The following is a 23886-nucleotide window of genomic DNA, read 5'->3' on the forward strand; positions in this document are numbered from 1 at the left end:
CCGCGCACGCACGCGCTCACGGAGTCATGGATTCACGGCCAGTTCGGCCCACACCGTCTTGCCGACCACCCGCTCCTCCACGCCCCACGACGCCGCCAGCCCCTCGACCAGGTGCAGGCCGAATCCCGATTCCGCACCGGGCCGGAACGGCCGCAGTTCGGGCCGCCGTTCACCCCGCGCGTCCGACACCTCGACACGGAGCGTGCCCGCCCGCACGACGAGCCGGAGCTCGAAATCCCGTCCCGGCACGAGCCCGTGCACCACCGCGTTGGCCGCCAGCTCCGACACGACCACCGCGACGGCGTCGGAGAGCCCGCTCCCGTACGGCATCCCCCACGCGTCGAGCTGCTGCACGGCAAGTCGGCGGGCGAGCCGCGCACCACGACGGGTGGCGCTGAAACGTTGGACGAACTCGGCGCCCGCAAGGGTGATTTCGGCGTTCATGTGACTCAGCGTGTCCGGTCTCTCGTACGCTGACCAGGACTGACATCACGACGTCGGGTAGCGGTACGGGCACGATCCGTCGGCTGTACGGGGCGTCGGCCGTGACCGGGCGGACAGAGAGCGGTGCGGGGCGAATGGCGAACGCGGAACGCGAAGAAAGGCCGGAGCGGCCGGCCGAGTCGGACGGAACGGCGCACCTCTTCAGGGCGCTGGGCAAACAGATCAAGGTCCTGCGCGAGCGCGCGGGCATGAGCCAGCGGGAGCTGGGCATCGCGACCCACTGCGGGGAGGACCTGATCTCGGCGATGGAACGGGGCGTACGGACGCCTCAACCCGACTTCCTGGACCGGGCGGACGACGTACTCGGGGCGGGCGGAGTGCTCCGGGCGGCGATGGGCGAGGCGCGGGAGGCGCTGGCGAAGGCGCGGACCCGGCATCCGGAGTGGTATCGCGGTTACGCGAACCTGGAGGCCGCCGCGTCGCAGATCTACGACTACAACAACCAGGCCGTGCCCGGCCTGCTCCAGACCGAGGCGTACGCCCGGGCGATCTTCGCCCAGTGGCGACCGCTGCTCAGCGAGGCAACCATCGAGAAGCGGATCGCCGACCGGCTCGACCGGCAGAGGATCTTCGAACCGTGGCCCTCGCCCACACTCCACTTCATCCTCGACGAGAGCGTGCTGATGCGCCCCATCGGGGGCCGGGACGTGCATCGGGAACAGTTGCGGGCGCTCCTGCGCATCGGCCGTCTCAGGACGGTACAACTCCAGCTGGTGCCGCTCGACCGCACCGAACAGCCCAGCATCGACGGCCCGTTCAACCTGATCACCCCCAAGGGGAAGCAGCAGCTCGCCTACCTGGAGATTCACGGGTATCCGAGGCTCATCACCGAGCCGGAAGAAGTCCGGGCACTGGCCGTCCGCTATGGAATTATGCAATCGGTGGCTCTCACTCCAGGGGAGTCCTTGGCCGTGATCGAGAAGATGCTGGGAGAGCGATGAGCACCGGGCAACTGAACTGGTTCAAGAGCAGCTACAGCAGCGGCGCGGGTGGCAACTGCATCGAGGTCGCCTACGACTGGCGCAAGAGCAGCTACAGCGGCGGCGGTGGCAGCAACTGCGTCGAGGTGGCCGCCGACTGGCACAAGTCGAGCCACAGCAGTGGCGCGGGCGGTGAGTGCGTCGAGGTCGCGACCTGCCCCGCCACCGTCCACGTCCGCGACTCCAAGAACGTCCAGGGCCCCCACCTCGACGTCGCCCCCGCCGCCTGGGCGGCCTTCGTCACGTACGCACAGCAGGGCTGAGCACGCCCCCGACCGGCCCGACATGCCTGGTCACGCACCGGGTCGCGACAGCCGCGACCCGGTGCACCGCGTTCCGGTCCACCGGGACCCGGTGGGCCCAGACGTAAAAAGCTTTAAAGGCTCTCGGGAAGAAGAAATTCCCCCAACCCAACCCTCTGTTTCTGGTGACGTGCAGGCCCCATGGCAGCTTGCAGGAGCCCGTCACTCACACGGGTGAGGTTTGCCAACTGAGCTGGATTTCGTGGTGGTTCGCAGGCATATGCTCACCGCGACAACCCCAGACATGCGTCGGCCCCCGGCCGGGACCGCGAATCCCATCGCCGAGGGCCTGACCACCGAGGAAGTTCGGAGCTTCCCGATGGATACACAGCAGGTTAGCGCGCCCGTGCGCGCTCCACGTCCCGTTCTCGCGGACGCCTCGCCGAAGTTCGGCGTCATGCACGTCAAGGCCAGGCTCACCAGTCACTTCACCGTGCTGGACAACCGGCTCACCCAGCACCGCGAGCTCTCCCTGCTCGCCATCGGGCTCTCGGCCCACATCCAGTCGCTCCCCCCGGGTGCGCGAATCGGTATCAAGTTCCTCGCCCAGCGCTTCCCCGACAGCGAGGCCCGTATCGCCGCCGCACTGCGCGAGTTGGAGGCCCACGGCTTTCTGCTCCGCGTCCGCGAGCACCTCGCCGACGGCCGGGTCGTCACCCGCACCTACTCGTACAACCAGCCGCACACCGACGCTCCCCCGCGCCAGGCCCCCCGACCGGCCCGGGTCGCGCCCCCGGCCCCCGTACCGCCTGCACCGTCCGTACCGCCCGCCCCTCCCGTGGCGAAGGCCCCAACGGCAACAGCACCGGCAGCAGCACCGACACCGACCCCACGGCCGTCCTCCCCACTGCCCCAGCCCCGCACCCCGCTGCCCTCGCTGCTTCACGCGGCGACGGAGTTACTGGCCGGTCTGCACCACCACACGTCCCGCATCGCCCTCACCGCGCAGGACGTCGACCGGCTCGCCCCCGCCGCAGCCGCCTGGTTCGAACGCGGCGCCACCCCGGCGGACCTCCGCCGCGCCCTCACCGACGACCTCCCCCACCCCCTGCGGCACCCGGCCAAGCTCCTCCGGTACCGCCTCACGGCGCTCCTGCCGCCCCCGCCGCCCGCCCCCGCTCCCCCCGTCGTACCGCTCCGGAACTGCGACCGGTGCGACCGCGCCTTCCGCTCCCCCGAGCCGGGCCGCTACTGCCGCGACTGCACGGCCGCCGAACCGCCTCTCCTTCCGGAGTGAGCAGAGGCGAAGAACGCGGCCGAAGGCCAGGCCCCAGGTCACCGGGGAACTGGGCAATCAGCTGTCCTGCGCCACCCGGAAAGCCAGACAGACAACGAGGGTGTGATCATCGACCGGCGTGCCCGCACGTTCCCAGAAGCGCCGGTGCACATCGCACCACGCCTCAAGAGACACGTCCCCCTCCCCCTCAGCCCTGGCGTGCTCCCAGGTGACCTCGCCGAACGGCTTCACCTCCACGCCGACGAACTCCAGGGTGGCCACGCACCGGCCCTCGTTGTCCAGGAGGGCCTGCCGCTCACCGACGTACTCCAGGCCCTCGGCCTCTTCGGCGTACTCGTCGAGCAGACAGGTCGTGGCGGTCTTGGCCCCTGTCAGCACCAGGGAATTGAGCATGTCCCGCATGTCACCGGGGAAGCCCAGTTCCAGCGCACGCATACCGTTGACTCGCGGCCACATCGTCCCGTCGTCTCCTCGGTGCGGCCCTTCGGCCTCCAGGTGGTACAAGCGTGATCATAGGCACGGCCCACCGACGCCGTGAGGCTTCCCTCCTGACCTTGAACACTCGGCAGAACGGGCAGGCCGACGCGACTTCTGCCGTGCCGGTCCTGCTCGAACAGCCCGGCCGGACAATCCGGGTGCGGTCCGGTCGCCTCGCGTGATACTTCTCCCGGTCATGAGTGATCTTGTGACAGCGCGGCTCGTGCTTCATCCGATGACCGTCGGCGAGGCCGAGCGATTGGTGGCGGGCGAGCCGGACGGTGATGCCCGGTGGGCGCCCGGGTACCCCGCCGACGGGGACGTGTTCGCCGCCCGGCGCTTTCTGGGGGCCTGTGCGGACACCGGTGATCCCCGGCCGTTCGGCAACTACGAGATACGTCGCCGCGAGGACGGCCTGGTAATCGGAGGCATGGGCTTCCACGGGCCCATGGACGAGAGCGGCAGCGTCACGATCGGCTACGGCCTCGTCCCGTCGGCACGGGGCAAGGGATACGCCTCCGAGGCCCTCCGCGAGCTGCTGCTGTTCGCCCGGGCGCACGGCGTCACCCGCGTGAAGGGCGATGCCGACCACGACAACATCGCCTCCCATCACGCCATGACCGCGGCCGGCATGCGACCGGCCGGGGAGGACGAACGCGTCAGGTACTTCGAGATCACCTGGGCCGACCCGACGACGGACACCGACCCGCACGCCTGAAGCGCGTCGCGAAAGTGCTGGTCACAGCCACTCGTTGAGGACTACGACTGATCAGCCCTGCGGGTCCTGCGGCTTGACCTCGACCTCGCGCAGGCCCTGGTCCCTGAGTTCGGCACGTGCCTCCGTGCGATGCCCTCGGGCGATGTAGTCCCGCACGACCAATTCGATGGCGTCCTGAGGCGTTCCGACCCCGGCCAGGACCATCACCTCCACCACCAGCTCGGCATCGAGACTGATGTTGACCTTGGCCATGCCGCCCCCTTCGTCGCGTTGCCTCCGGACCTTAACCGCTCAGGGAATCGACGGCCCGGAACAATGGACATCACGATCTGCAGCCGGAGCACCGGGCAGTGTTCGAGGTGCGCGGTCCCGATCCGCCCGGGACCGGCCGGTCCCGGGCGGAGGGCCCGTGTCGTACCTCCGTGGTACTCATGTGCCATGAGCCAGTTCCGCGACTTCAACCTCAAGCTGCTCGTCATCGAGGAGCTCATGTACGGCCCCGAGCCGCTCCTCCCGGTCTACGACCTGTCCACTCAGCTGGCCGAGCGGGGGATCGGCGACCCCACGTCCTACGTCCTGGAGAACGGCCTCCACGCGGAGGTGCTGCCGGAGCCCCGGGCCCATTTCGAGTCCCTGGAGATCCCGGCCGAGCTGCTCGCCCGCGTCGAGGAGCTGTGCTTCGACGCCGGGGCGGAGGTCTTCCGGCACTGCGCCCCCGCCTGGGACGGCGAGGACGACCTGTTCGACGTCCGCTCGCTCGACGACCTCGCCCTGCTGCCCAACCTGCGGGAGGTCACCTTCGTGGAGGACGGCGTCCTGGCGGTGCCGGACGCGGCGGAGATCTTCGCCGCCCGCGACATCGAAACCGACTGACCCCCGGCTCCCGCCCGGCGGGCCCCCGAGCGGCCCGCCGGGCCCCTCCGCGTGCTTCGGCGGAGCAGCAGGATCAGGTCTGTGCCGTCAGCGCCGCCTTCATCACGGCCCGGGCCGCGGCGACCGCCGCGCTCACCTCTTCCGGCGCCACCTCCCGGATTCCGGTGACCATCTTGATGAAGTCCGCCTTGTTCCCGTGCCCGATGCCGATGTTGTGGTGCGTCTTCTCCCGGTAGACGTCGTCGACCTGCTCCTTGAGCTTGAAGTTGGCCCTTTCCCCCTTGCGCAGCCGCTCCTGGTGGACCACAGCGGAATCCCGCTTGTCGAAGGCCCCGGTCTGCTGGCTCGGCGTGCCGAACTTCGTGTAGAACGCCCAGTAGTCCCGCCAGGACATGGTGAACTCCAGGACCTTCTCGTCACCCGCGTTCTGCGCGTTCTCGTTGGTGAACGAATCGGTATGGGTCAGCGAGGTGGTGAACCATTTGCGGTGCTGGTCACTCGCGTTGTAGTTCATGGCGTCGTTGATGCCCGCACCAGGGGTCCTCGCCCTGGTGATCTGGTTCGCCTCGGCTTCGGACATCTTGCGGTAGAGCCGAATCCGGTCGGTCTGCTCCCCCATGGGCTGGGCGTTCGTCTCGTATGCGTTGCGACTGCTCTGCAACGAAGCCCAGATGCCTTCGAGGCGGTCCTTCACCTCCTCCTTGGACGCGGCCTCCGGAACGCCTTCCTTGTCCAGGTACTGGTAGTAGAGGTCGTTGAAGACCTCGTAACGATCGCTCGCGTAGAAGAAGTCGACGAACCCGGCCTCCATCGCCGGCCTGGCCTCCCTCAACGAATCCCAGATCCCGCGAAGGAAGTTCTTCGCTCCTTGCGGGTCCACGGACATGGCTTTCGGAAGGCCCTCCTCGTTCTGATACCGGCCGCAGAGGTCATCGAAATCCTCGTACTGATCACTGGCGTAGAAGAAATCGGTGAAGTGGTCCACCAGTTCCTTCTTCATCCGGGCCTTCTTCTCCTCCTTGTCGGAGGTGGCGCCGGACGCCTTGGGAGGCTCCGTCCGCTGCACCGGCCGAGGGGCCGCGCCGTGGGGCCGGGCTGTGGAACGCTGAACGGGCCCGGCCGGGCCGGCGGACGGGGCCGGGCCGCCGAGCACCCGGCGCGCGTTCGCCTCGGCCTCCCGCTCGAAGCGGTCCGAGGGGTCGGAGACCCGCAGGCCCGCCCCGTTGTCCGTACCGGCCACGGGGCCCTGCCGCTGCTGGACGACGTGGGTGAGTTCGTGGGCGAGGGTGTGCCGGTCGCCGCCGCCGTCGCCGATGACGACATGGCTGCCCGAGGTGTAGGCACGGGCACCGACTTCGGCGGCGGAGGTCCTCGCGGCGCTGTCGTCGTGGATGCGGACGTCGGAGAAGTCCGCACCGAAACGGGCTTCCATGTCCGCGCGCGTCCCGCTGTCGAGAGGACGGCCCGGGGAGCGCAGGACGTCATGGACTGCGGAGCGCTGCACGGCGGCCTGCCCGTCCCCGTCGTGGCCGCATTCGGCGGAGTGCCGGTGCGCCTCCTCGGCCCCGTGGTGCCCGGCCCGACGGAGCATCTGCACCACGGCGGCGTTCCCCATCGTGGCCTGGAGCGGGAGGAGCCCCGGCTGCGAGGAGTCCGCCTCGGCCTCGGGACCGCGCCCCACCTTGCGGACGCCCTCGACTCCGCTCTTCCCGACGTTCTCGTGGTCGCGCAAGGGAGCCCCTTCCGGCACAGGAGGTTCGACCCTTCCTGCATACGCGACGGGGGAACGGCCGGACCAGGTACTCCGGGGCAGCACCGACCGGCCGCCCGGACAACGAACGGGACGTGCGCGGGGCAGCGGGCACCACACCTGCGGGGCAGCCACGCCGCGTCCGCGGCGGTTCACCGCACCGGGGCGGCCGTGGGGGTCTTCCGGATCTCGGCGTGGACCACCTCGAAACCGCCCCCGGTCACGGTCGTGAACGGTGCGGGCGCCATGCACGAACCGGCCTGCAACCGGTTGGGGCGGCCTTCCTCGTCGAGGTTCGCGGGGTCGATGTTCACCACGCCCCAGGAGAAGCCGAGCCGGTCCGGTTCGCCGTCGGCGCCCTGCTGGACGCTGATGCCCAGCCGGGTACCGGTCTCCTCGACGTTCGACTTGTCCACGACCGCGGTCAGGGTCGCCGTCCGTCCACTGGTGACCAGGCAGTCCACCTTCGCCTCCGCCCAGCCCCGGAACCCGTCCGGGGTGGTGTGGCTGAACTTCAGGGTGCCCTCGGCGTCCGTGGCCAGCCCATTGGGGAGCACCCCGGGCAACGGCCGGGTGAACGGCTTCTGCTGGGCGTCGACGCTGAAGCGGATGTCGTGGTCGAGCGACTCGATGTAGGCGATCCGCCCCTTCCCGTGGACACTCGCGGCCTTCGCGGTCTCCGCGCCTTTCGCGGTGGCCGGGGCCGCGGGAGCGGGGCCGGCCGCGACCGGGCCGGCGAGGACCGCGAGGACGGCCGCGGCACCGATTGCGAGGTTGCGCATGATGAACTCCCGTGTTCCGTAGGGGGCTTGTGCCGCCGTGTTCGTTCGGACGGCTCAAGCCTCGCCCTCGGACCCCCGGTGATCCCATCCGCCGATCGGCACAAAGACCGCGACGCCGGACCGGCCGCCTATGCCGTTCGGCAGAGCTCCCCCCACACCACGCGCACAGGGCTCCGCGCGACGGGCCCGGCCCTTCCCCGGGCGGCTCCGCCCATCGGTCACGGGAGGCCGGGCACCTCGGTTCGCCGGGCGAACGAGAAGTGGACCGCGGCCTCGGCGGGCGTGGCTCCTTGAGCGCGTCCGGGGACGTCGTGGACGGCGTCCGCGCCCTCGGCGCGCAGCTGGTCGGGCCGGGCGTGACGGGCCATGACCGCGGCGTAGGACCGGACGTCCTCGGCGGTGGTGTCGGTACGGCCCCGCTCCGCGTTCTGCCGGAGGAGCAGGTCGAGGTCCGGGGCGAATCGCAGCATGGTCACCGGGGCCCCGAAGCGCCGGGCGATGGCGACGAGCCGGGCGCGTGCCTGCGGGGTGACGTTCGTGGACTCGGCGACCGCGGTGTGTCCGGCGGCGAGCCGGGCGGTGATCCTGCGGTCCCGTTCCGCGAAGATCCGAGCGTCCGCTTCGTCGGGGTCCGTGCCGGGTTCCTCGGTGGCTGGTGGGATTTCGAGGAGTTCCGCGCGGATCTCGTCGCTGGAGATCACGGCGTCCTCGTCGATCCGGCCGTGCGCGATCAGCGCCCGCACGAAGCTGGTCTTGCCGGAAGCCGGTGGGCCGACGAGGAGCACGAGCCCCGCCGGTACGGGAATCGGCCCGGAGCCGCCCGGCGGGTGAGGTTCGGGGCGGAGGCCGCCCGCGCGCTCCAGGGCCTCTTCCGCCGACCCGTCCGTCCGGCCGGGGAGGGTGCCGTCCCGGTCCCGCAGGTTCGCCCGGATGTGCGCCAGGGCCTCCGCAGCCGGCAAATGTGTCAGGCCCTCCGTGAGAGGCAGGTGCGAGGGGCAGAACCACTCGCAGTGCTCCGGGTGGCCCGCCCAGTCATCCGGATACGTTTGCATGGGCCGGAAATCCACGAGGGTGAAGTCCTCGTGGTCGAAGCCCGAATGCCGGTACGGGACACGGCACAGGACACAGAACGGCGGCATCATCGGGCGCTCCATCCACTGACGGGTCGACACCTGTTTTCACTCACGGTAATCGGCCCGCCCGGGGCGCCGGTCAGCGGGCGGGCGGGACGAACTCGGGCTGGTCGAGCAGGCGCAGCCAGCTCCCGTCGGGCTGGCGCCTGACAACCTGCGCCCGGGCACCGGCCCCGTCCTTCGGCGGGGTCGAGGTGAGGGCGATGTCACCACTGACCAACGTCGGCAGCGGCTGTTCCGGCTCGAAGCGGGGACCGCCGGCCAGCACCTTCTCCCACAACGCGCGGATCGCGTCCCGCCCCACCGTCAGCTCGCCGGGCGGGTGGGCCAGCACCGCGTCCTCCTCGTAGAGCGCGGCGACCCCGGCCGCGTCACCCGCGTTGGACCGCTCGACGAACAAGCGGGTGATGTCCTCGGGCCGCATGGCCTTCTCGTACTCCGGCATGGGTTCCTCCTGACGTCGGGCTCCGGTGTTTCCCAGCCTGGCCGCCCACCGATCAGAAGTCCAACAGCTGGATTTTCTGCAAACTAGAATCTGTGGTCATGGAACTGAGGCAGCTGGAATACCTCGTCGCGGTCGCCGAGGAGCAGAACTTCACCCGCGCCGCCGAGCGTGTGCACATCAGCCAGTCCGGCATCAGCTCCCAGATCCGCCAGCTGGAACGGGAACTGGGTGCCGAGCTGTTCGACCGTTCGGCCCGGACCGTCACCCTCACCGTCGCGGGGAAGGCCGCGCTCGAACACGCCCGTGCCGCACTCGCCGCGGCCGGGGCGGTCGGCCGGGCGGTGGACGAGGTGACCGACCTGGTCCGGGGGCGGCTCACCGTCGGGATGGTCATCGGCTGCACCCTCACCCCGCTGTTCGACGCCCTCGCCGCCTTCCACGAGGCACATCCCGGTGTGGAGATCTCCCTGCTGGAGGACGACTCCGACCGGCTCGTCGAGGGGGTGCGCACCGGCGCTGTCGACTTGGCCCTCGTCGGGGCCGCGACAGCCGCCCCCGACGGGCTGGAAGCGCTGACGATCATCAGCGAACGGCTCGTCGCGGCGGTCCCGGCCGGTCACCCCCTGGCGGAACGGCACCGGGTCACCCTGCGCGACCTGGTCGCCCACCCGATCGCGTGCATGCCGCCCGGCACCGGTCTGCGCGCGGTGTTCGACCATGCCTGCGCCGCGCAGGGCCTCCGGCCCACGATCGCGTTGCAGGCCAGCGCCGCGGACGCCATCGCCGGACTCGCCGCCCGCGGGCTCGGCGTCGCCGTCCTCAGCGACTCGATGGCCGCGGGCCACCGCGACCGGCTCACCGTCCGCACCGTCGCCGACGTCGAGACGCCGGCGCTGCTCGCCCTGATCTGGAAGAACGCGCACAACCCCTCGGTGCGCGAGATGCTCGTACACAGCAGGCAGGCGTTCACGGACTTTCCGGGGCGTCCCGGCGTCGTTCCCGACCGCGTCCGCTCCCGCGAGCGCCCGTCATAGCGCCGTGCCGCCGAGCGCTCCCCCGAGGCGGTCGTTCGCGTGCCCGTGACGAGGACCGCTGCCGGGCGGGGCAGCGGCTGATAGCTTGACCGCTCGATTGTTCGACGCAGGAACAGCCCCTGTCTCCAGAGAAGTTGGGGCATCACGCCGGTCCGTCCGGGGCGGCGGGGCGGCACGGGAGGGTAGCGACACGTGAGTGTGCGAATGCTGCGTATTGCGGGCAGTGCGGCCGTCGTTCTGATGCTGGCGACGGCGGGATGCGGCGGCTCGTCCGAAGAGGGTTCAAAGCCTGGTGCGAACGCAGCCAAGGAGGGCAAGTCCTCGTCGGATCTGCCGAGTGCCGGCACGATGGCGGAGATCGAGACGTTCGTTTCCGCACGTGCGACGTGCCTCAACATGTCCATACGGCCCAACGATCCGGACCAGGAGTGGGTGGGCGAGGAGTGGGGCATCGAGGAACGTGGCGTCTGCGGTGACGAGAACCGGGCAGGTACCAACCTCCTGGTCGTGAACAACATGAAAGCGTTTCAGGCCCAGGCCAAGAAGCAGCGCCGGGCCTACTTCGTAGGCAAGGATTTCGCCGTCTACGCTCAGGGGGCGACGACCAAGGAAGCCCTGCAGGACTCAGGGCTGCTGTTCCTGGTCTGCAAGGACCGGGAGAAGATCCCCAGCGGTTACAAGAAGGAACCGGCGCTCGTGAACGGATGCGTCCTGACCGACTACGCCCACGGCTTCTGAAGTCAGTACCGATTCGTGATCGGCCTGCGGAGACTTCCCGCGTCGCGTGCTGCGTCCGGGCAGACCGCCATGCGCGACGCGACTGCAACTGCCGCCGGTGCGAGGGCCGGTCCTATCCTGGCCGGATGACCACTCCTCCCGAACTCGTCATATTCGACTGCGACGGTGTGCTCGTCGACAGCGAACGGATCGCCGTCCGCGTCCAGGTGCAGGTGGGCGCCGAACTGGGCTGGCCGCTGACGGCGGACGAGGTCGTCGAGAAGTTCGTGGGCCGGTCGAACAAGTCCGTCAGTGAGCTGGTCGAAGCCCGTCTGCCCGGCCGGGCCGCCGCCTGGCAGCAGCGCTACGAGGAGCTCCACCGGGCCGCCGTCGACGCCGAACTCGTCGCGGTCGACGGCATCCACGAGGCGCTGGCCGCCCTCACGCTGCCCACCTGCGTGGCGTCGAGCGGCAGCCACGAGAAGATGCGCCACACCCTCGGCCACACCGGGCTCCACGCACGCTTCGAGGGCCGCATCTTCAGCGCGACCGAGGTCGCCCACGGCAAACCGGCCCCCGACCTCTTCCTCCACGCCGCCCGGCAGATGGGCGTCTCCCCCGCCGCGTGCGTCGTCGTCGAGGACAGCAAATACGGTGTGCAGGCGGCCCGTTCGGCCGGAATGCGGGCGCTCGGCTACTCGGGCGGCCTGACCCCGGCGCACTGGCTGGAGGGCCCGGACACCATCGTCTTCGACGACATGCGCAAACTGCCGGCACTGCTGTCCGAACTCTGAACCGATAGCGACATCGGAACCGCCTTTCCGGTCAACCGATATGAAATCCTCGAAAACCGGAGCCATCACCGTCCCGACCGCAGGGCGGCCACGCGAGGAACGCGTCCATGATTTTCGCCATAGCCCTTTCCGTCGTCATCGCCGGGGGCTTCATCGCCTACATCGTTCACCTCTTCATGCGCGATCACAGGATCGATGCACGGGGACGGGAAATCACGGCCCTGGTGGAGGACGTCCGTTACGTCGGCTCGAACGACGGCGGGAGCACCACCATAAAGTACCTGCTCTCATGGCAGGAGGACGGTGCGACCAAGCGCGTGGAAGGCAGGGAAACCATCCCCGCTTTCTACTCGTCGAAGGTGCAGAAAGGCTGCGAGATCGACATCAAGTACCTCGACGACAACAACCTCCAATTCATTTTCCAGAGGCCGACCGGGAACGCCGGTTGGTGAGCGGGGCCCAGAAGGCACCCGCTCGCCCCTCCGGCCTCCGGGGGCCGCGGAAATCCATGGACAGAGCCGCGGAAGATCACCTACTGTGTGGCTCCACGCCCTGAGACGGACGGAAGGAGGCGAGTGCCGTGCAGTTCACACCTTTCCAGCGCTCCCTTTTCCGCTGCCCCGGCGTGGCTCGTCAGTTCTGACCGGGAGCGCTCCGAGCAGCCCTCATCCCGGAGGAACATCCCATGACCGATCTGGTCATCCGCGCGCTCTCCGCGAGCGACGCCCATCTCTTCGACGCACTGCCCGACCCGCTGGGCGCCCGCGAGGCCCATCGGCTCACCCGATTCCGCACCGAGTGGATGCGCGTCGCCCTGCGCGACGGCGAGGTCGTCGCACGCGGTGCCTGGTGGGGCGGCCCCGACGACCCGGAGCCCGTCAACATCAACTGGTTCGACGTGGCCGAGGGCGAGGAGGAGGCGGGAACCGAGCTCCTGCGCTCCGCCCCCTGGCGGGTCGGACTCGAAATCAACCTGCCCGGCGGCTGGCGGGACGAGCCCGCTCTGCGCGCCGCCGCCGACGCGCGCTTCGCCGCCGCCCGGGCCGCCGGGTACGAACTCCTGGTGGAACGCTTCCTGTACCGCTGGACCCCGGAGCAGGGCATGCCCGAGCGGCCCGGCCGCCTGCGCTTCGGCGCCGAACCGGACGACGCGGTGTTCTTCGACGCGTTGCGCCGCATCCACTCCGCCACCCTGGACGCCCACGCCCTCAAGGCCATCGAGGAGGGCGGCCTCGACCGGGCGGCCCAGGAGGAGCTCGACTTCTTCCACTGGTGCCCCTCCCCGCGGGAGTGGTGGCAGGTCGCGCACACCCCGGAGGGCGACCTGGCCGGCATTCACATCCCGGCCCACAACCCCTCCGGCCCGACCATCGGCTTCATCGGAGTCCTCCCGGAGCACCGGGGTCACGGCTACGCCCACGACCTCCTCGCCGAGTGCACCCACTTCCTCGTCGAGAAGGGCGCGGAGTTCATCAGCGGGGCGACGGACCGGGGCAACTTCCCCATGGCCGCGAACTTCGCCAAGGCCGGCTTCCCCGTCGTGCGGGAACGCATCAACTTCCACCCGGCGGACTGACCGGGAACCGTAGGTGACGAGGGGCCCGGGCCCGGGACGGGTCCGGGACGGGTCCGGGCCCCTCGTCCATGCCGCCCGCGTCCTCAAGCGGTGGCGGGCCCGGCGGCGCGGTCGATGAGGGCCTGGACGCCGTCGAGGACGCACGAGAGGCCGAATTCGAGCGGGTCGGCGGCGGCACCGACATCGGCGCCGCCGGGGTCGAAGGCTCCGGAGGCGATGGCGCGCGTGAGTGCCGGGAAGCGGTCGGCCTGACGGGTGAGCAACTCACCGGTCAGCAGGTTCCACTGGCGGTCGTGCTCCTCGTCGAAGTCGAGCAGTTGCTGGGCGGTGCCGCGCACATGTCCCACGACCAGCAGGAAGACCTGGTGCCGCCGGGCCGCGGTCAGACCGGTCGGCTCCAGGGCCCCGAGGGCGGCGTCGAGCCAGGCGAGTTGGTGGGGGCCCATGATCTGGCGGCGCATCGCCGTGGCGGTCAGCAGCCAGGGGTGGGCCCGGTACACCTCCCAGGAGCGCCGGGCCCACGCGGCCAGGCGGGGCCGCCAGCCCGGCCCCTCGGCCGTGAGGTCGGGGACCTCCGCGAGGACCGCCTCGACCATCAGCTCGACGAGTTCGGTCTTGCCGGGGACGTAGCGGTACAGAGCCATCGCCGAGACGCCGAAGGTGGCGGCGACCTTGTTCATCGAGACGGCGTCCAGGCCCTCGGCGTCCGCCAGGCCGACCGCGGACTCGGCGATCCGGTGCGGGGTCAGGCTGGGCTTGGGGCCGCGCGTGGGCTGCTCCTGCTCGCCCCACAGCAGCGCGACGCCGACCCGCAGATCGCGCGGCTTCTTCTCCGCCGGCCGCTTCCCCACCGGCTTCTTCTCCGCGGCTCGGGCTCCGGCTCCCGTCCCGGCCCTGGCGGCATCGCTCACTGCGCCCGCCCCCTCTCTGTTCGGTACTCGGTCTCCGGCCGGGGCGTTGACGCCCCACCACAACTGTATATACCCTAAAGCTCTCCGCTTACGGCATAAACAGTTTAGGGTCCCGACTCATGATCGGCAGCATCTTCGCCGCGTCCGCCGCCGCCGTCCTCGCCGGACCGGCGATCGGCCTGCTGGGATACCGGCAGCTCAAGCGCCTCTCCAACGCCAGGTCCCTCCGCATCACGGACCCCCGGGGCATCGACGAATCGGGGTTCGTCCGGATCGGCGGCATCGACCAGTGGATCTCGGTGCGCGGCGACGACCGCGACAACCCGGTGATCCTGGAGATCCACGGCGGCCCCGGCGCCTCCAACCACGTCTTCCTCCCCCGGACCCGCGCCTGGGAGCGCCACTTCACCGTCGTGCGCTGGGACATGCGGGGCTCGGGCCGGACCTTCGCGCAGCACGGGTCCGACGGGCAGGGCGAGTTCACCCTGGACCGGCTGCACCGCGACGCCCTGGAGGTCACCGAGCACGTCCGCGCCCGGCTCGGGGTCCCCAAGGTGCTGCTGGTCGCCAACTCCTTCGGCACACTCCTGGGACTGCGCCTGGCCCGCAGCCACCCCGAGCTGTACTCCGCCTACGTCGGCACCGACCAGAACATCGTCGCGGGCGGCCGCGAGACCTCCGCCCACGAGGCGCTGCTGGAGCGCCTGCGGAAGGCCGGCAAGCGCAAGGAACTGGCCGAGGTCACGGCGATGGGGTCCGACGGGACCACGTGGACCACGCAGCAGTGGTCGGCGTACAACAAGCTGGTCATCACCAGCGACCCGCTGTCCTACGACACCATGAAGACCGTGGTGGTCCGCTCGCTGTGGTTCTCACCGGAGCACACGCTCAGGGGGCTCCGCGCCTACCTGAAGGGGATGGCCTTCTCCGAGCGGCTCGCGCGGGAGGCGGCGACCATCGACGAGTGGCGCGAGGGAACCTCCTTCGCCATCCCCTTCTTCGTCTTCCAGGGCGCGCAGGACGTCCTCACCCCGCCCGGGCCCGCCCGGCGGTTCTTCGAGGACGTCGAAGCACCCGTGAAGGACTTCGCGCTGATCGACGATGCCGGTCACTTCGCCTCGTTCCGGCACCCCGGGGCGTTCCTCGACCTGCTGCTCACCAGGGTCCGCCCGGTGATCTCCCACGAAAAGGCCCGGCCCTGAAGCCCGGCCCCGGCTCCCCTCCGCCCCTCAGAGGAACTCCGCGTACGCGTCCAGTGCGCGCAGGACCTCCGGCTCCCCCGCCGGGGGAAGTTGCAGGACGACCTCCTCGATGCCCAGGTCCGCGTAGTGCGCCAGCTTGCCCGCGCTCGGGAGCACCGCGTACGGGACGATCCGGAGGTCCTTCGGGTCACGGCCCTCGGTCTCCCAGGCCGTGCGGAGGCGGGGGACGGACTCGGTGAGGCCGCGGCCGCCGATGGGGAGCCAGCCGTCGGTGTAGCGGGCGATGTCGGTGAACAGCTTCGGCCCGGCCGCGCCGCCGAGCAGGGTGCGGGGGCCGTTGACCGGGCCGCGCGGCTCCTGGACCGGTTTCGGGTACGCCTGGCTGGCCCGGACCGAGCCGAACTCGCCCTCGTACGCCGTGGGTTCGTCCGCCCACAGGGCGCGCATCAGGGCCAGCCGGTCGCGGACCAGGTCGCGGCGGGCCGGCCAGTCCACCCCGTGGTCGGCGGCCTCCTCGACGTTCCAGCCGTAGCCGACGCCCAGGGTGAACCGGCCGCCGGAGAGGTGGTCGAGGGTGGCGATCTGCTTCGCCAGGCCGATCGGGTCGTGCTGGGCGACGAGCGTGATGCCGGTGCCCAGGGCGAGGCGTTCGGTGACGGCGGCGGCCTGGGCGAGGGCGACGAAGGGGTCGAGGGTGCGGCCGTACTCCGGCGGAAGGTCTCCGCCGGCCGGGTAGGGAGTGTCCCTGCTCACCGGGATGTGGGTGTGCTCGGGCAGGTAGAGGCCGCTGAAACCGCGCTGTTCGAGCTCGCGGGCGAGACGCAGCGGCGTGATCGTCTGGTCGGTGAGGAAGATCGTCGTGGCGATCCGCATGTGAGGGCACCTCCGTCGTGATCCGGTGGCCCCAACGTATGCCGTGCGGTGCGGAAATCCGAGTACGCGGGGGCCGCCGAAAACCGGGGCGGGGCCCGGCCCGTGCAGGTGGTCCGGCGTTCTTCCGGAGTTCATCGTGAGCCGTCAGGGTTTCGGGTGCGCGTCCTTGTCCTGCCGTTCGCCACGACACCCGAGGAGCCCATCGCATGTCCACCGCATCGCACTCCGCCCACGGCCGTCCGGACCACGGTCACCCGATGGGCAGACGTGGTCTTCTCGTCACGACCGCCGCCACCGCTCTTACCCTGGGCACCGTGAGCTTCGCCGACGCCGCGCCCGCCGAGGGCGACGGACACGGGCCCGACCTGACCAGGACCGTACGCGGCACCCTGCCCGTCGGGGCGCCCGACTTCGTCCACCTCCCGGTCGAAGTGCCGCACGGGGTACGGGAGATGGCCGTCTCGTACACGTACGAGAAGACGCCCGTACCGGCCGGGACCCAGGGCAACGCCCTCGACATCGGCATCTTCGACGAGCGCGGCACCGAACTGGGCGGGCGCGGCTTCCGGGGGTGGTCCGGCGGGGCGCGCAGCAGCTTCTTCATCCGGGCGGACGCGGCGACCCCCGGCTACATCGCGGGCCCGGTGCGGGCGGGCACGTGGCACATCGCGCTCGGCCCGTACACCGTCGCCCCCGAGGGGCTGCCGTACGAGGTGACGGTCACCCTGCGCTTCGGGCCCGCCGGGACGACGCCGGAGCCCGTGTACCCGCCGGAGCGCGCGAAGGGGCGCGGGCGGGCCTGGTACCGGGGCGACTGCCACCTGCACTCCGTGCACTCGGACGGCGGGCGCAGCCCCGCCGAGATCGCCGCCGCCGCCCGCGCGGCCGGGCTGGACTTCATCAACAGCAGCGAACACAACACGTACTCCGCGCACGGGGCGTGGGCCGGGCTGTGGGGCGACGACCTGCTCGTCCTGACCGGTGAGGAGATCACCACCCGCAACGGGCATCTGGTCGCGCTGGCCATGGACCCGGGCACGTTCGTCGACTGGCGCTACCGGGCCCGCGACAACCGGTTCGGGCACTACGCGAAGGCCGTGCGCCGGGCCGGCGGCCTGGTGGTGCCCGCCCACCCGCACGCCACCTGCGTCGGCTGCCACTGGAAGTTCGGCTTCGGCGACGCGGACGCGGTGGAGGTGTGGAACGGCGTGTACAGCCCCGAGGACGAGGTGGCGCTCGCCGAGTGGGACAACTCCCTGGTCGCCGCCGCCCGTTGGTCGAAGCCGTGGATTCCGGCGATGGGCAACAGCGACGCGCACCGGGAGCCGGACCGGGTGGGGTGGCCGCAGACCGTCGTGCTCGCCGACGAGCTGTCGCGCGAGGCGATCGTGGCCGGGATCAGGGCCGGGCACTCGTACATCGCCGAGTCGTCCGCCCTCTCGCTCTCCTTCGGCGCCTCGGGCGGGCGCGGCCGGCACGCCGGGATCGGCGAGCGGCTGCGGGTGGACGGGGACGACACCCCGGTCACCGTGCGCCTGGAGGTGACCGGGGCGCCCGGCTGCACCGCACAGTTCGTCACCGACCAGGGCACCCTGTTCACCGCCGGGCTGCCGGAGTCGGGCGCCGGGACGGTGGAGTGGCGCACGACCCCGTCCCACGCCGCCTACGTACGGGCCGAGGTCCGGCACCCGGCGACGGTGCCGGGGCTGCCCGGGGCGATGGCGGCGCTCACCAATCCGGTGTTCCTGGAGGGGTAGGCGGGGCGGGTCGTCGGGGGCGGGGTGCGCGAAAGGGCGGCCTCACTCGGGGCGGGCCCGGGGGGCGGGCGGCAGGGTGCGCAGGCGTATGCCGTGGCGGGCCCGCAGCCGCCCGATCTCCCAGACCGCGACGGCGGTGGTGGCCAGCGCGCCGCCCAGCGACAGCCACAACGGGCTGTCGTAGCCGTCGGACACGATGCGCACCGGGAACAGCTCCCCCAGGAGCAGCAGCTCCCACGAGAGCACCACGGTGAGCAGTGCGGGCAGCGCCTGGTGGATCTCCATGGTGCGGAACATGTAGCGGGCGATGCACGGCACCGACATGCTCACGAAGCCGATGGCGCGCAGCAGCAGCGGGAGTCCGGCCAGGAAGGTCACCCCGCCCACCAGCGCGTTCGTGGAGTGGCCGAGCAGGAACGGCCCGATCGCGGTGGCCACGAGCAGCAGCCAGTGGGCCACGAACATCCCGACGGCGACGGCCGGCCCGCGCAGCCGCCCCACCATCCGCCGCCGGTCCGCCCCGGGCACGAGGAGGAGGACGAACGCCGCCACGGCCGGGGGCAGCGTCACCAGCAGCAGGAAGGGGGCCGCCAGCAGTTTGACCACCCCGGACGCCAGCCAGTTGCCGAGCCAGTTGATCAGCGCGACGTCGTGGGCCACCGACCGGGGGATCTCCACGAGCATCGCGATCGAGACGCCGAACCAGAACCGGACCAGCTGGATCCCCTGGACGAGGCGGTCGTCCAGGATCCGGTCCTCCGGCGGCTTCAGGTAACGCTCGACGATCTCCCGGTCCTGCGCCATCAGCGCCACGGCTGCCTCCGCCCCCTCCGGCCCCCGAGGACCCCTCCCCGCGCCCCCTGTCCCCCTGCGCCGGAGAGAGTCCGGTACCGGAGAGGGGGATATTTTGCCAGGAAGCCCCTTGGTACGACAGGGAGTTGGCCGGAGGATCCGGGGCCGGCAAGGAGGAAGGACGCGCCGTACGGCCCGTCGTCAGCCGACCGGGAGGGCCTGACCGGTACGGGGCCCTTCGACGCCCAACCGCCGTGCGCAGGAACGCTGTTGCACGACCGCCAGGCCCGCGACCGCCGTCCCCAGCACCAGCCACCCCACCGGGCCGGCGGCCATCACCGCCCCGGTCAGCAGCGGCGGGCCCGCCGACTTCTGGACGGACTGCGACACCCCGGCCGCCCCCAGGTACGCGGCGCGGGCGTCCTCGGGCGCGAGCAGGACCGCCAGCTCCCACGAACTCACCGACCGCATCAGCTCCGCCAGGGTGACCAGCAGCGCCGCGGCGAGCAGCAGGGCCCCGGCCGCCCAAGTGCCGACCAGGGCCGCCGCGGCCAGGCAGCCGCAGCACACGAACGTCAGGACCCCGTACAGCAGCACCGCCCGCGTCGCCCGGCGCGGGCCCTCGGCGCGCTTCGACACGCTCAGCTGGAGCACCACGACCAGCACGGTGTTGATGACGAGGAAGGCCGGGACGAGGGCGTGCGGCGCGGAGGTGCGCTCCACCAGCCACAGCGGCAGGCCGACGGCGAGGATCGAGTCGTCGAGGTTCATCGGGATGTCCAGGAGGACGAACCGGAGATAGCCGCGGTCCCGCCACGGGCCGGCCCCGCGGGCGGGGGCCGCGCGCCCGTGGTCGGCCGGGGCGCCGGAGCGGGCCACCTCGACGGTCCGCTCCCGCGACTCGTCCGTGCGCCGGACCAGTATCGCGGCCACGACGAACGACAGCGCGTTGCCCAGGATCAGAGCCCGGTAGGCGTCCGTGGTGCCCACCGCCAGGCCGATCGCGGCGATCCCGGCGCCGACCCCGTAGCCCGCGTTGGCCGCGCTGCGCGACAGTGCCTGGTAGGCGGCGCGGCGCTCCCCCGCGGTCCGGGTCGCGAACAGCATCTCCAGCGTCTTCGCCGCCCGGTCGCCCACGTAGGTCACGGCGATGACGGGAAGCAGCGCGCCGAAGTCCGCGCACACCAGCACCAGGCCGAGGGTCACCAGCCTGAGCAGGTGGCAGCCGATCAGCAGCGGGCGCACCGGGAACCGCCCCGCCAGGCGCCCGGCCAGGGGCGAGCCCGCGATGCCCGCCACCCCGGCCGTGCCGAGCAGCACGCCGATCTGCTGGGCGCTCAGCTGGGTCACGAAGGTGAGGTAGAGGACCGAGGACGCGGCCCACAGCCCCGAGCCGGTGCGGTCCACGGCCAGGGCGAGCAGCATGATCCGCGCGTTGCGGCCGCCCGGCGGATTGCGCAACTGGGCCGCCAGGCCCGGCCCGCCGCCCCCGCCCTTCTTTCCGTCCCCACCGCGCCGCATCGCGCGCCCCCCTCGCCCTGCTCGACACCACCCGGTGCCGGAAACCTCGGACACCGGGAAACAAGGGGGAAGCCTGCCCGCCGAACACTCTCGATGTCAAGATACTTGATACCGAGATACTGTCCGTGCCGATCACCGCACCCATCACCCCCCACCGACCCGCCCCGGCCCCCGTCCCGGTGCGCTTCACGACCGGGGGCGTCACAGTGGAAGGAGACCTCGGGCCGGATCGCCGACGAGGAGGGGTCCGGATGGACATGACCCGTGACAACGACGGCCGACCCGGCATGCGGCTCGACGGGGCCGGGCGGACGGGCCCGGCACCCTGCTTCGTCGTGCAGATCCACCAGGCCCGGCGCATGCACTTCGACTTCCGGCTGGAGGTCGACGGCGTACTGAAGTCGTGGGCGGTGCCGCGCGGCCCCTCGGAGAATCCGCGCGAGCGGCGACTGGCCGTCCCGACGGAGGACCATCCGCTGGAGTACCGCACCTTCGAGGGCGTCATCGCGAAGGGCGAGCGCGGCGGCGGCACGGTGATCGTCTGGGACCAGGGCACCTATCGGCCGCTCAGTCACGACCGCCGGGGTGCGCCGGTTCCGTTCGCACGCTCCCTGGAGGACGGGCACGCGACGTTCTGGCTCGACGGCACCAGACTGCACGGCGAGTTCGCCCTCACCCGCTTCAAGGCGGGCGCCGCGGAGAACGTCCCCGGCGGGGAGGTGTGGCTGCTGATCAAGGCCAGGGACGGCCGGGCCACCCACGACGGGCCGGAGACCCCGGACCCGTACCGGGCGCGCTCGGCCCGCACCGGGCGCACGCTGGCACAGGTGGCGGCCGAGGAAGGCTCCGGAGGCGAGCCCGCCTGACCACCCGGATCCCACAGGATGACCGGATCTCCCCGATCCCGAGAAATTAGGTTAGCCTCACCTGAATTGATTCTCGGTGCGGGGAGGGACTGCGGTGGGTCACGGCTGGGAGGGCGTCGTCCTCAAGCTCATGCGTGGACGGGACTTCACGTTCACCGTGACCGGCGCGGAGCAGGTCACGGAGGATTTCCGCCGGGTCCATCTCACCGACGGCGGGCTGCTCGCCGCGACCGGCGGCGCCCACCCGACGATGTGGGTCAGGGTCTGGTTCGAGCGGGGCGGCAAGCCGCACCAGCGCGCCTACACCCTGGTCGACCCGGACCCGGCCGCCGGGACGTTCAGCCTGGAGTTCGCCCTGCACGAGGGGACCGCGAGCGACTGGGCCCGTGCGGCGAAGCCGGGCGACACGATCGACGCCACGCTCCAGGGCACCGGCTTCGCCCCGCCCGAACCCCGGCCGGCCCGGCTCTTCGTGGTCGGCGACCCCGCCTCGCTGCCCGCGATCAACTCGCTGCTGGACGCGTTCCCGGGAACCCCGGCCACCGTGTGGTTCGAGACGGCGCACGACTCGGACGGGCAGCTGCCGATCCGGCTGGACCCGGACCACCACACCCTGCACCGGATACCGCGCCGCGACCGGGGCGCCGGGCTGGTCGCCGAGGTGAAGTCGGCCCTGCCGCGCCTGCTGGGGGCCGACGCCTCCGACGCGTACGTCTGGATCGCCTGCGACACGGCGACCACCCGGGCCCTGTCCTCGTACGCGCGCAAGGAACTGTCCGTGCCCAAGGAGCGGGTGAACGCCCTGGGCTACTGGCGCGCCACCGGCTGAACGCCTCCGGGACCGCCCCGTCCCCGACGGCCGTCCGGCCCGGGGCTCCCGGGCCGGCCTCAGTCCTCGACGACCAGCGCCGGGGTCTCCTTGGTCAGGATCTCGCCCCGGAAGAACGCCGGGCTGCGGCGCTGCATCACCAGCATCAGCACCACGCCGAGCAGCAGCAGTCCGACGCCGATCACGAACACCGAGCCGACCCCGAGGACCGAGGAGCCGGAGCCGTAGGCCGGGTCCCACATGTCGTGGAGGGTCTTGCCGAAGACCGCGGTGAGCAGGAGGCCGCCGACGACCGGGAAGAGGCCCTTGAAGGCCAGGTCGCGGAAGGAGCGGGTCAGGTCGGCCCGGAAGTACCAGGCGCAGGCGAAGGCCGTCAGCGCGTAGTAGAAGCAGATCATGAGGCCGAGCGCGTAGATGGTGTCGACCAGGACGTGCTCGCTGACCAGGGTCATCACCGTGTAGAAGACGCCGGTCGCGACACCCGCCGTGACGGTGGCCCGGCCGGGGGTCCTGAAGCGCGGGTGGACGCGGGCGTACGAGGCGGGCAGGGCCTCGTACGAGGACATCGCGAGCACCGTGCGGGCCACCGGGATGAAGGTGGTCTGGAGGCTGGCGGCGGCCGAGGCCAGCACCGCGACGAAGAGCAGGATGCCGAGGCCGGGGCCCATGACCGGGCCGGCGAGCGCGGCGAAGACGTTGTCGGAGGTCTCGGGGTTGGCCAGGCCGAGCCCGGAGCCGCCGGAGCCGACGGCCATCTGGGCGGCCACCCCGGTCGCCAGGTAGGAGCCGACGAGCACGACCATCGCGATGAGGGCGGCCCGGCCGGGGGTCTTCTCGCTGCCGACGGTCTCCTCGTTGGCGGTCAGACAGGCGTCCCAGCCCCAGAACATGAAGATCGACAGCGACAGACCGGCGGTGAACGCCGCGAACGACTGCACCGCGAACGGGTTCAGCCAGGACCAGGAGAAGTCCAGGGACGAGGCGAACTCCCCGCTGCCCGCCTTCTGCACGGCCATCGCCACGAAGACCGCGAGGACCACGAGCTGGAGGCCGACCAGCGCGTACTGGACGCCCTTGGTGGCCGTCATCCCCCGGTAGCTGATCGCCGTGGCGACCGCGATCAGGGCCAGGCAGGTCAGGATGTGGACGGGTTTGCTGTCGTCCAGGGCGGCGATCGAGTCGCTGCCGGTGATCTCGCCGGCCAGCAGCCAGAAGTACGAAGTGGCCACGCCCGCCAGGTTCGACAGGACGATGATCGTCGCGATGACCAGGCCCCAGCCGCACATCCAGCCGACGCGCGGGCCGAACGCCTTCACCGTCCAGGTGAAGGAGGTGCCGCAGTCCGGCATGACCTTGTTCAGCTCGCGGTACGCGAAGGCGACGAGCAGCATCGGCAGGAATCCGGCCAGGAAGACGGCGGGCATCTGCACGCCGACCTCCCCCGCCGTGGAGCCGAGGGTGGAGGTGAGGCAGTAGACGGGGGCGACGGTGGAGACGCCGATGACGGCGCTGCCCATCAGGCCGACGGAGTTCCCGCCGAGTCCCTTCCCGCGCACGCCGCCGTCGGCCGGAGCGGCGGCCGGTGCTGCGTCTTCGGCCTGCGGCCGCACGTCCAGCTGAGTCATGAAAAGGACGATAAACGCTGCGATTTCCACATTCGGAGGGTGAGACTCCGCCGTCTCATCCTTGAATTCCAGGCAACAATACGGAAGAACCTTGGTTAATTGAAGGCCATCCCCGAAGACCACCTTCCGATGTGAGGTCGAGGCTCGATCGCAGCACCGTACGGGAATCGCAGCTGTGCCCGTTTTGG

General features: G+C 71.2%; 26 protein-coding genes. 14 read left to right on the forward strand and 12 right to left on the reverse strand.

Translation table 11 applies throughout. The annotated features are described in order from the left end of the window. Positions 1-24: 24 nt before the first annotated feature. Positions 25-444, reverse strand: a complete 420-nt coding sequence (locus tag ACFYW1_RS10450) for an ATP-binding protein (protein WP_388989916.1) — start codon at positions 442-444, stop codon at positions 25-27. A 134-nt stretch (positions 445-578) separates the two neighbouring features. Here ACFYW1_RS10450 and ACFYW1_RS10455 point away from each other — a divergent pair, with 134 nt between their 5' ends. The 3 genes from ACFYW1_RS10455 (at position 579) to ACFYW1_RS10465 (ending at position 3023) form a co-directional block, all read left to right on the forward strand. Continuing rightward, the gene (locus ACFYW1_RS10455; protein WP_388989918.1) at positions 579-1445 is read left to right on the forward strand and encodes a helix-turn-helix domain-containing protein; all 867 of its coding nucleotides are present in this window, start codon (positions 579-581) and stop codon (positions 1443-1445) included. Continuing rightward, a complete protein-coding gene (locus ACFYW1_RS10460; RefSeq protein ID WP_388989920.1) occupies positions 1442-1747 on the forward strand; it encodes a DUF397 domain-containing protein in 306 nt (101 codons plus the stop codon). Before ACFYW1_RS10455 ends, ACFYW1_RS10460 begins: the two co-directional genes overlap by 4 nt. 358 nt (positions 1748-2105) lie before the next feature. Continuing rightward, a complete protein-coding gene (locus tag ACFYW1_RS10465) occupies positions 2106-3023 on the forward strand; it encodes a helix-turn-helix domain-containing protein (protein WP_388989922.1) in 918 nt (305 codons plus the stop codon). 57 nt (positions 3024-3080) lie between these two features. Here the strand turns inward: ACFYW1_RS10465 and ACFYW1_RS10470 are convergent, their stop codons facing one another. Next, positions 3081-3458, reverse strand: a complete 378-nt coding sequence (locus tag ACFYW1_RS10470; protein WP_388989924.1) for an ASCH domain-containing protein — start codon at positions 3456-3458, stop codon at positions 3081-3083. 238 nt (positions 3459-3696) lie between these two features. On the opposite strand from ACFYW1_RS10470, the gene ACFYW1_RS10475 reads away from it, so the two are divergent. Then, positions 3697-4218 carry a GNAT family N-acetyltransferase gene (locus ACFYW1_RS10475; protein WP_388989926.1) on the forward strand — a complete coding sequence of 174 codons (522 nt, stop codon included), beginning with the start codon at positions 3697-3699 and terminating at the stop codon, positions 4216-4218. Positions 4219-4269: 51 nt separating this feature from the next. On the opposite strand, the gene ACFYW1_RS10480 is transcribed toward ACFYW1_RS10475, so the two are convergent. Continuing rightward, the gene (locus ACFYW1_RS10480; RefSeq protein WP_388989928.1) at positions 4270-4470 is read right to left on the reverse strand and encodes a type II toxin-antitoxin system VapB family antitoxin; all 201 of its coding nucleotides are present in this window, start codon (positions 4468-4470) and stop codon (positions 4270-4272) included. Positions 4471-4656: 186 nt separating this feature from the next. On the opposite strand from ACFYW1_RS10480, the gene ACFYW1_RS10485 reads away from it, so the two are divergent. Beyond that, positions 4657-5091 (forward strand): DUF6892 domain-containing protein, encoded by a 435-nt coding sequence (locus ACFYW1_RS10485; RefSeq protein ID WP_388989930.1) that lies wholly within the window; start codon positions 4657-4659, stop codon positions 5089-5091. A 73-nt stretch (positions 5092-5164) separates the two neighbouring features. Here ACFYW1_RS10485 and ACFYW1_RS10490 read toward each other — a convergent pair whose 3' ends face one another. From ACFYW1_RS10490 to ACFYW1_RS10505, 4 genes are all read right to left on the reverse strand, one after another. Then, positions 5165-6823 carry a DUF4157 domain-containing protein gene (locus tag ACFYW1_RS10490; RefSeq protein ID WP_388989932.1) on the reverse strand — a complete coding sequence of 553 codons (1659 nt, stop codon included), beginning with the start codon at positions 6821-6823 and terminating at the stop codon, positions 5165-5167. Between the two features lie 170 nt (positions 6824-6993). Beyond that, entirely contained in the window at positions 6994-7623 is a 630-nt protein-coding gene (locus ACFYW1_RS10495; protein ID WP_388989934.1) for a hypothetical protein, read from the reverse strand. A 218-nt stretch (positions 7624-7841) separates the two neighbouring features. Next, on the reverse strand, positions 7842-8582 hold the full coding sequence (locus ACFYW1_RS10500) for an AAA family ATPase (RefSeq protein ID WP_388989936.1): 741 nt from the start codon (positions 8580-8582) through the stop codon (positions 7842-7844). Between the two features lie 253 nt (positions 8583-8835). Then, the gene (locus ACFYW1_RS10505; RefSeq protein WP_388989938.1) at positions 8836-9201 is read right to left on the reverse strand and encodes a YybH family protein; all 366 of its coding nucleotides are present in this window, start codon (positions 9199-9201) and stop codon (positions 8836-8838) included. Positions 9202-9299: 98 nt separating this feature from the next. Here ACFYW1_RS10505 and ACFYW1_RS10510 point away from each other — a divergent pair, with 98 nt between their 5' ends. The 5 genes from ACFYW1_RS10510 (at position 9300) to ACFYW1_RS10530 (ending at position 13322) form a co-directional block, all read left to right on the forward strand. Next, positions 9300-10235: a LysR family transcriptional regulator gene (locus ACFYW1_RS10510; protein WP_388989940.1), complete on the forward strand. Its 936-nt coding sequence runs from the start codon at positions 9300-9302 to the stop codon at positions 10233-10235. Positions 10236-10439: 204 nt separating this feature from the next. Beyond that, positions 10440-10973, forward strand: coding sequence for a hypothetical protein (locus ACFYW1_RS10515; RefSeq protein WP_388989943.1), 534 nt, complete (start codon positions 10440-10442; stop codon positions 10971-10973). Positions 10974-11098: 125 nt separating this feature from the next. After that, positions 11099-11746, forward strand: a complete 648-nt coding sequence (locus ACFYW1_RS10520; protein ID WP_388989945.1) for an HAD family hydrolase — start codon at positions 11099-11101, stop codon at positions 11744-11746. A 107-nt stretch (positions 11747-11853) separates the two neighbouring features. Continuing rightward, positions 11854-12198 carry a hypothetical protein gene (locus tag ACFYW1_RS10525; protein WP_388989947.1) on the forward strand — a complete coding sequence of 115 codons (345 nt, stop codon included), beginning with the start codon at positions 11854-11856 and terminating at the stop codon, positions 12196-12198. Positions 12199-12431: 233 nt separating this feature from the next. After that, positions 12432-13322, forward strand: a complete 891-nt coding sequence (locus ACFYW1_RS10530) for a GNAT family N-acetyltransferase (protein ID WP_388989949.1) — start codon at positions 12432-12434, stop codon at positions 13320-13322. An 83-nt stretch (positions 13323-13405) separates the two neighbouring features. Here ACFYW1_RS10530 and ACFYW1_RS10535 read toward each other — a convergent pair whose 3' ends face one another. Next, positions 13406-14233, reverse strand: coding sequence for a TetR/AcrR family transcriptional regulator (locus ACFYW1_RS10535; RefSeq protein WP_388989951.1), 828 nt, complete (start codon positions 14231-14233; stop codon positions 13406-13408). Positions 14234-14352: 119 nt separating this feature from the next. Here ACFYW1_RS10535 and ACFYW1_RS10540 point away from each other — a divergent pair, with 119 nt between their 5' ends. After that, positions 14353-15435, forward strand: a complete 1083-nt coding sequence (locus ACFYW1_RS10540; RefSeq protein ID WP_388989953.1) for an alpha/beta fold hydrolase — start codon at positions 14353-14355, stop codon at positions 15433-15435. 27 nt (positions 15436-15462) lie between these two features. Here the strand turns inward: ACFYW1_RS10540 and ACFYW1_RS10545 are convergent, their stop codons facing one another. Next, positions 15463-16308 (reverse strand): LLM class F420-dependent oxidoreductase, encoded by an 846-nt coding sequence (locus ACFYW1_RS10545; protein WP_388989955.1) that lies wholly within the window; start codon positions 16306-16308, stop codon positions 15463-15465. A 206-nt stretch (positions 16309-16514) separates the two neighbouring features. On the opposite strand from ACFYW1_RS10545, the gene ACFYW1_RS10550 reads away from it, so the two are divergent. Beyond that, on the forward strand, positions 16515-18065 hold the full coding sequence (locus ACFYW1_RS10550; protein ID WP_388989957.1) for a CehA/McbA family metallohydrolase: 1551 nt from the start codon (positions 16515-16517) through the stop codon (positions 18063-18065). Between the two features lie 42 nt (positions 18066-18107). Here ACFYW1_RS10550 and ACFYW1_RS10555 read toward each other — a convergent pair whose 3' ends face one another. Together ACFYW1_RS10555 and ACFYW1_RS10560 are read right to left on the reverse strand one after the other, a co-directional pair. Beyond that, a complete protein-coding gene (locus ACFYW1_RS10555) occupies positions 18108-18878 on the reverse strand; it encodes a hypothetical protein (RefSeq protein ID WP_388989959.1) in 771 nt (256 codons plus the stop codon). A gap of 180 nt (positions 18879-19058) precedes the next feature. Beyond that, entirely contained in the window at positions 19059-20378 is a 1320-nt protein-coding gene (locus tag ACFYW1_RS10560; RefSeq protein ID WP_388989961.1) for an MFS transporter, read from the reverse strand. Positions 20379-20665: 287 nt separating this feature from the next. On the opposite strand from ACFYW1_RS10560, the gene ACFYW1_RS10565 reads away from it, so the two are divergent. Then, the gene (locus ACFYW1_RS10565; protein WP_388990184.1) at positions 20666-21244 is read left to right on the forward strand and encodes a DNA polymerase ligase N-terminal domain-containing protein; all 579 of its coding nucleotides are present in this window, start codon (positions 20666-20668) and stop codon (positions 21242-21244) included. 94 nt (positions 21245-21338) lie between these two features. Continuing rightward, positions 21339-22073, forward strand: a complete 735-nt coding sequence (locus ACFYW1_RS10570; protein ID WP_388989963.1) for a siderophore-interacting protein — start codon at positions 21339-21341, stop codon at positions 22071-22073. Positions 22074-22132: 59 nt separating this feature from the next. Here ACFYW1_RS10570 and ACFYW1_RS10575 read toward each other — a convergent pair whose 3' ends face one another. After that, positions 22133-23698, reverse strand: coding sequence for an APC family permease (locus ACFYW1_RS10575; RefSeq protein ID WP_388989965.1), 1566 nt, complete (start codon positions 23696-23698; stop codon positions 22133-22135). Positions 23699-23886 lie beyond the last annotated feature (188 nt).

Source organism: Streptomyces sp. NPDC002669, assembly GCF_042889165.1.
Lineage (GTDB): Bacteria > Actinomycetota > Actinomycetes > Streptomycetales > Streptomycetaceae > Streptomyces.

What these genes read in the sequence shown, in the direction of transcription:
- ACFYW1_RS10510 (WP_388989940.1), top strand. Translation starts at nt 9,300, where the DNA reads ATGGAACTGAGGCAGCTGGAATACCTCGTCGCGGTCGCCGAGGAGCAG.
- ACFYW1_RS10485 (WP_388989930.1), top strand. Translation starts at nt 4,657, where the DNA reads ATGAGCCAGTTCCGCGACTTCAACCTCAAGCTGCTCGTCATCGAGGAG.
- ACFYW1_RS10525 (WP_388989947.1), top strand. Translation starts at nt 11,854, where the DNA reads ATGATTTTCGCCATAGCCCTTTCCGTCGTCATCGCCGGGGGCTTCATC.
- ACFYW1_RS10530 (WP_388989949.1), top strand. Translation starts at nt 12,432, where the DNA reads ATGACCGATCTGGTCATCCGCGCGCTCTCCGCGAGCGACGCCCATCTC.
- ACFYW1_RS10455 (WP_388989918.1), top strand. Translation starts at nt 579, where the DNA reads ATGGCGAACGCGGAACGCGAAGAAAGGCCGGAGCGGCCGGCCGAGTCG.
- ACFYW1_RS10565 (WP_388990184.1), top strand. Translation starts at nt 20,666, where the DNA reads ATGCGGCTCGACGGGGCCGGGCGGACGGGCCCGGCACCCTGCTTCGTC.
- ACFYW1_RS10465 (WP_388989922.1), top strand. Translation starts at nt 2,106, where the DNA reads ATGGATACACAGCAGGTTAGCGCGCCCGTGCGCGCTCCACGTCCCGTT.
- ACFYW1_RS10495 (WP_388989934.1), bottom strand. Translation starts at nt 7,623, where the DNA reads ATGCGCAACCTCGCAATCGGTGCCGCGGCCGTCCTCGCGGTCCTCGCC.
- ACFYW1_RS10470 (WP_388989924.1), bottom strand. Translation starts at nt 3,458, where the DNA reads ATGCGTGCGCTGGAACTGGGCTTCCCCGGTGACATGCGGGACATGCTC.
- ACFYW1_RS10505 (WP_388989938.1), bottom strand. Translation starts at nt 9,201, where the DNA reads ATGCCGGAGTACGAGAAGGCCATGCGGCCCGAGGACATCACCCGCTTG.
- ACFYW1_RS10515 (WP_388989943.1), top strand. Translation starts at nt 10,440, where the DNA reads ATGCTGCGTATTGCGGGCAGTGCGGCCGTCGTTCTGATGCTGGCGACG.
- ACFYW1_RS10550 (WP_388989957.1), top strand. Translation starts at nt 16,515, where the DNA reads ATGTCCACCGCATCGCACTCCGCCCACGGCCGTCCGGACCACGGTCAC.
- ACFYW1_RS10460 (WP_388989920.1), top strand. Translation starts at nt 1,442, where the DNA reads ATGAGCACCGGGCAACTGAACTGGTTCAAGAGCAGCTACAGCAGCGGC.
- ACFYW1_RS10540 (WP_388989953.1), top strand. Translation starts at nt 14,353, where the DNA reads ATGATCGGCAGCATCTTCGCCGCGTCCGCCGCCGCCGTCCTCGCCGGA.
- ACFYW1_RS10450 (WP_388989916.1), bottom strand. Translation starts at nt 444, where the DNA reads ATGAACGCCGAAATCACCCTTGCGGGCGCCGAGTTCGTCCAACGTTTC.
- ACFYW1_RS10475 (WP_388989926.1), top strand. Translation starts at nt 3,697, where the DNA reads ATGAGTGATCTTGTGACAGCGCGGCTCGTGCTTCATCCGATGACCGTC.
- ACFYW1_RS10560 (WP_388989961.1), bottom strand. Translation starts at nt 20,378, where the DNA reads ATGCGGCGCGGTGGGGACGGAAAGAAGGGCGGGGGCGGCGGGCCGGGC.
- ACFYW1_RS10520 (WP_388989945.1), top strand. Translation starts at nt 11,099, where the DNA reads ATGACCACTCCTCCCGAACTCGTCATATTCGACTGCGACGGTGTGCTC.
- ACFYW1_RS10545 (WP_388989955.1), bottom strand. Translation starts at nt 16,308, where the DNA reads ATGCGGATCGCCACGACGATCTTCCTCACCGACCAGACGATCACGCCG.
- ACFYW1_RS10480 (WP_388989928.1), bottom strand. Translation starts at nt 4,470, where the DNA reads ATGGCCAAGGTCAACATCAGTCTCGATGCCGAGCTGGTGGTGGAGGTG.
- ACFYW1_RS10575 (WP_388989965.1), bottom strand. Translation starts at nt 23,698, where the DNA reads ATGACTCAGCTGGACGTGCGGCCGCAGGCCGAAGACGCAGCACCGGCC.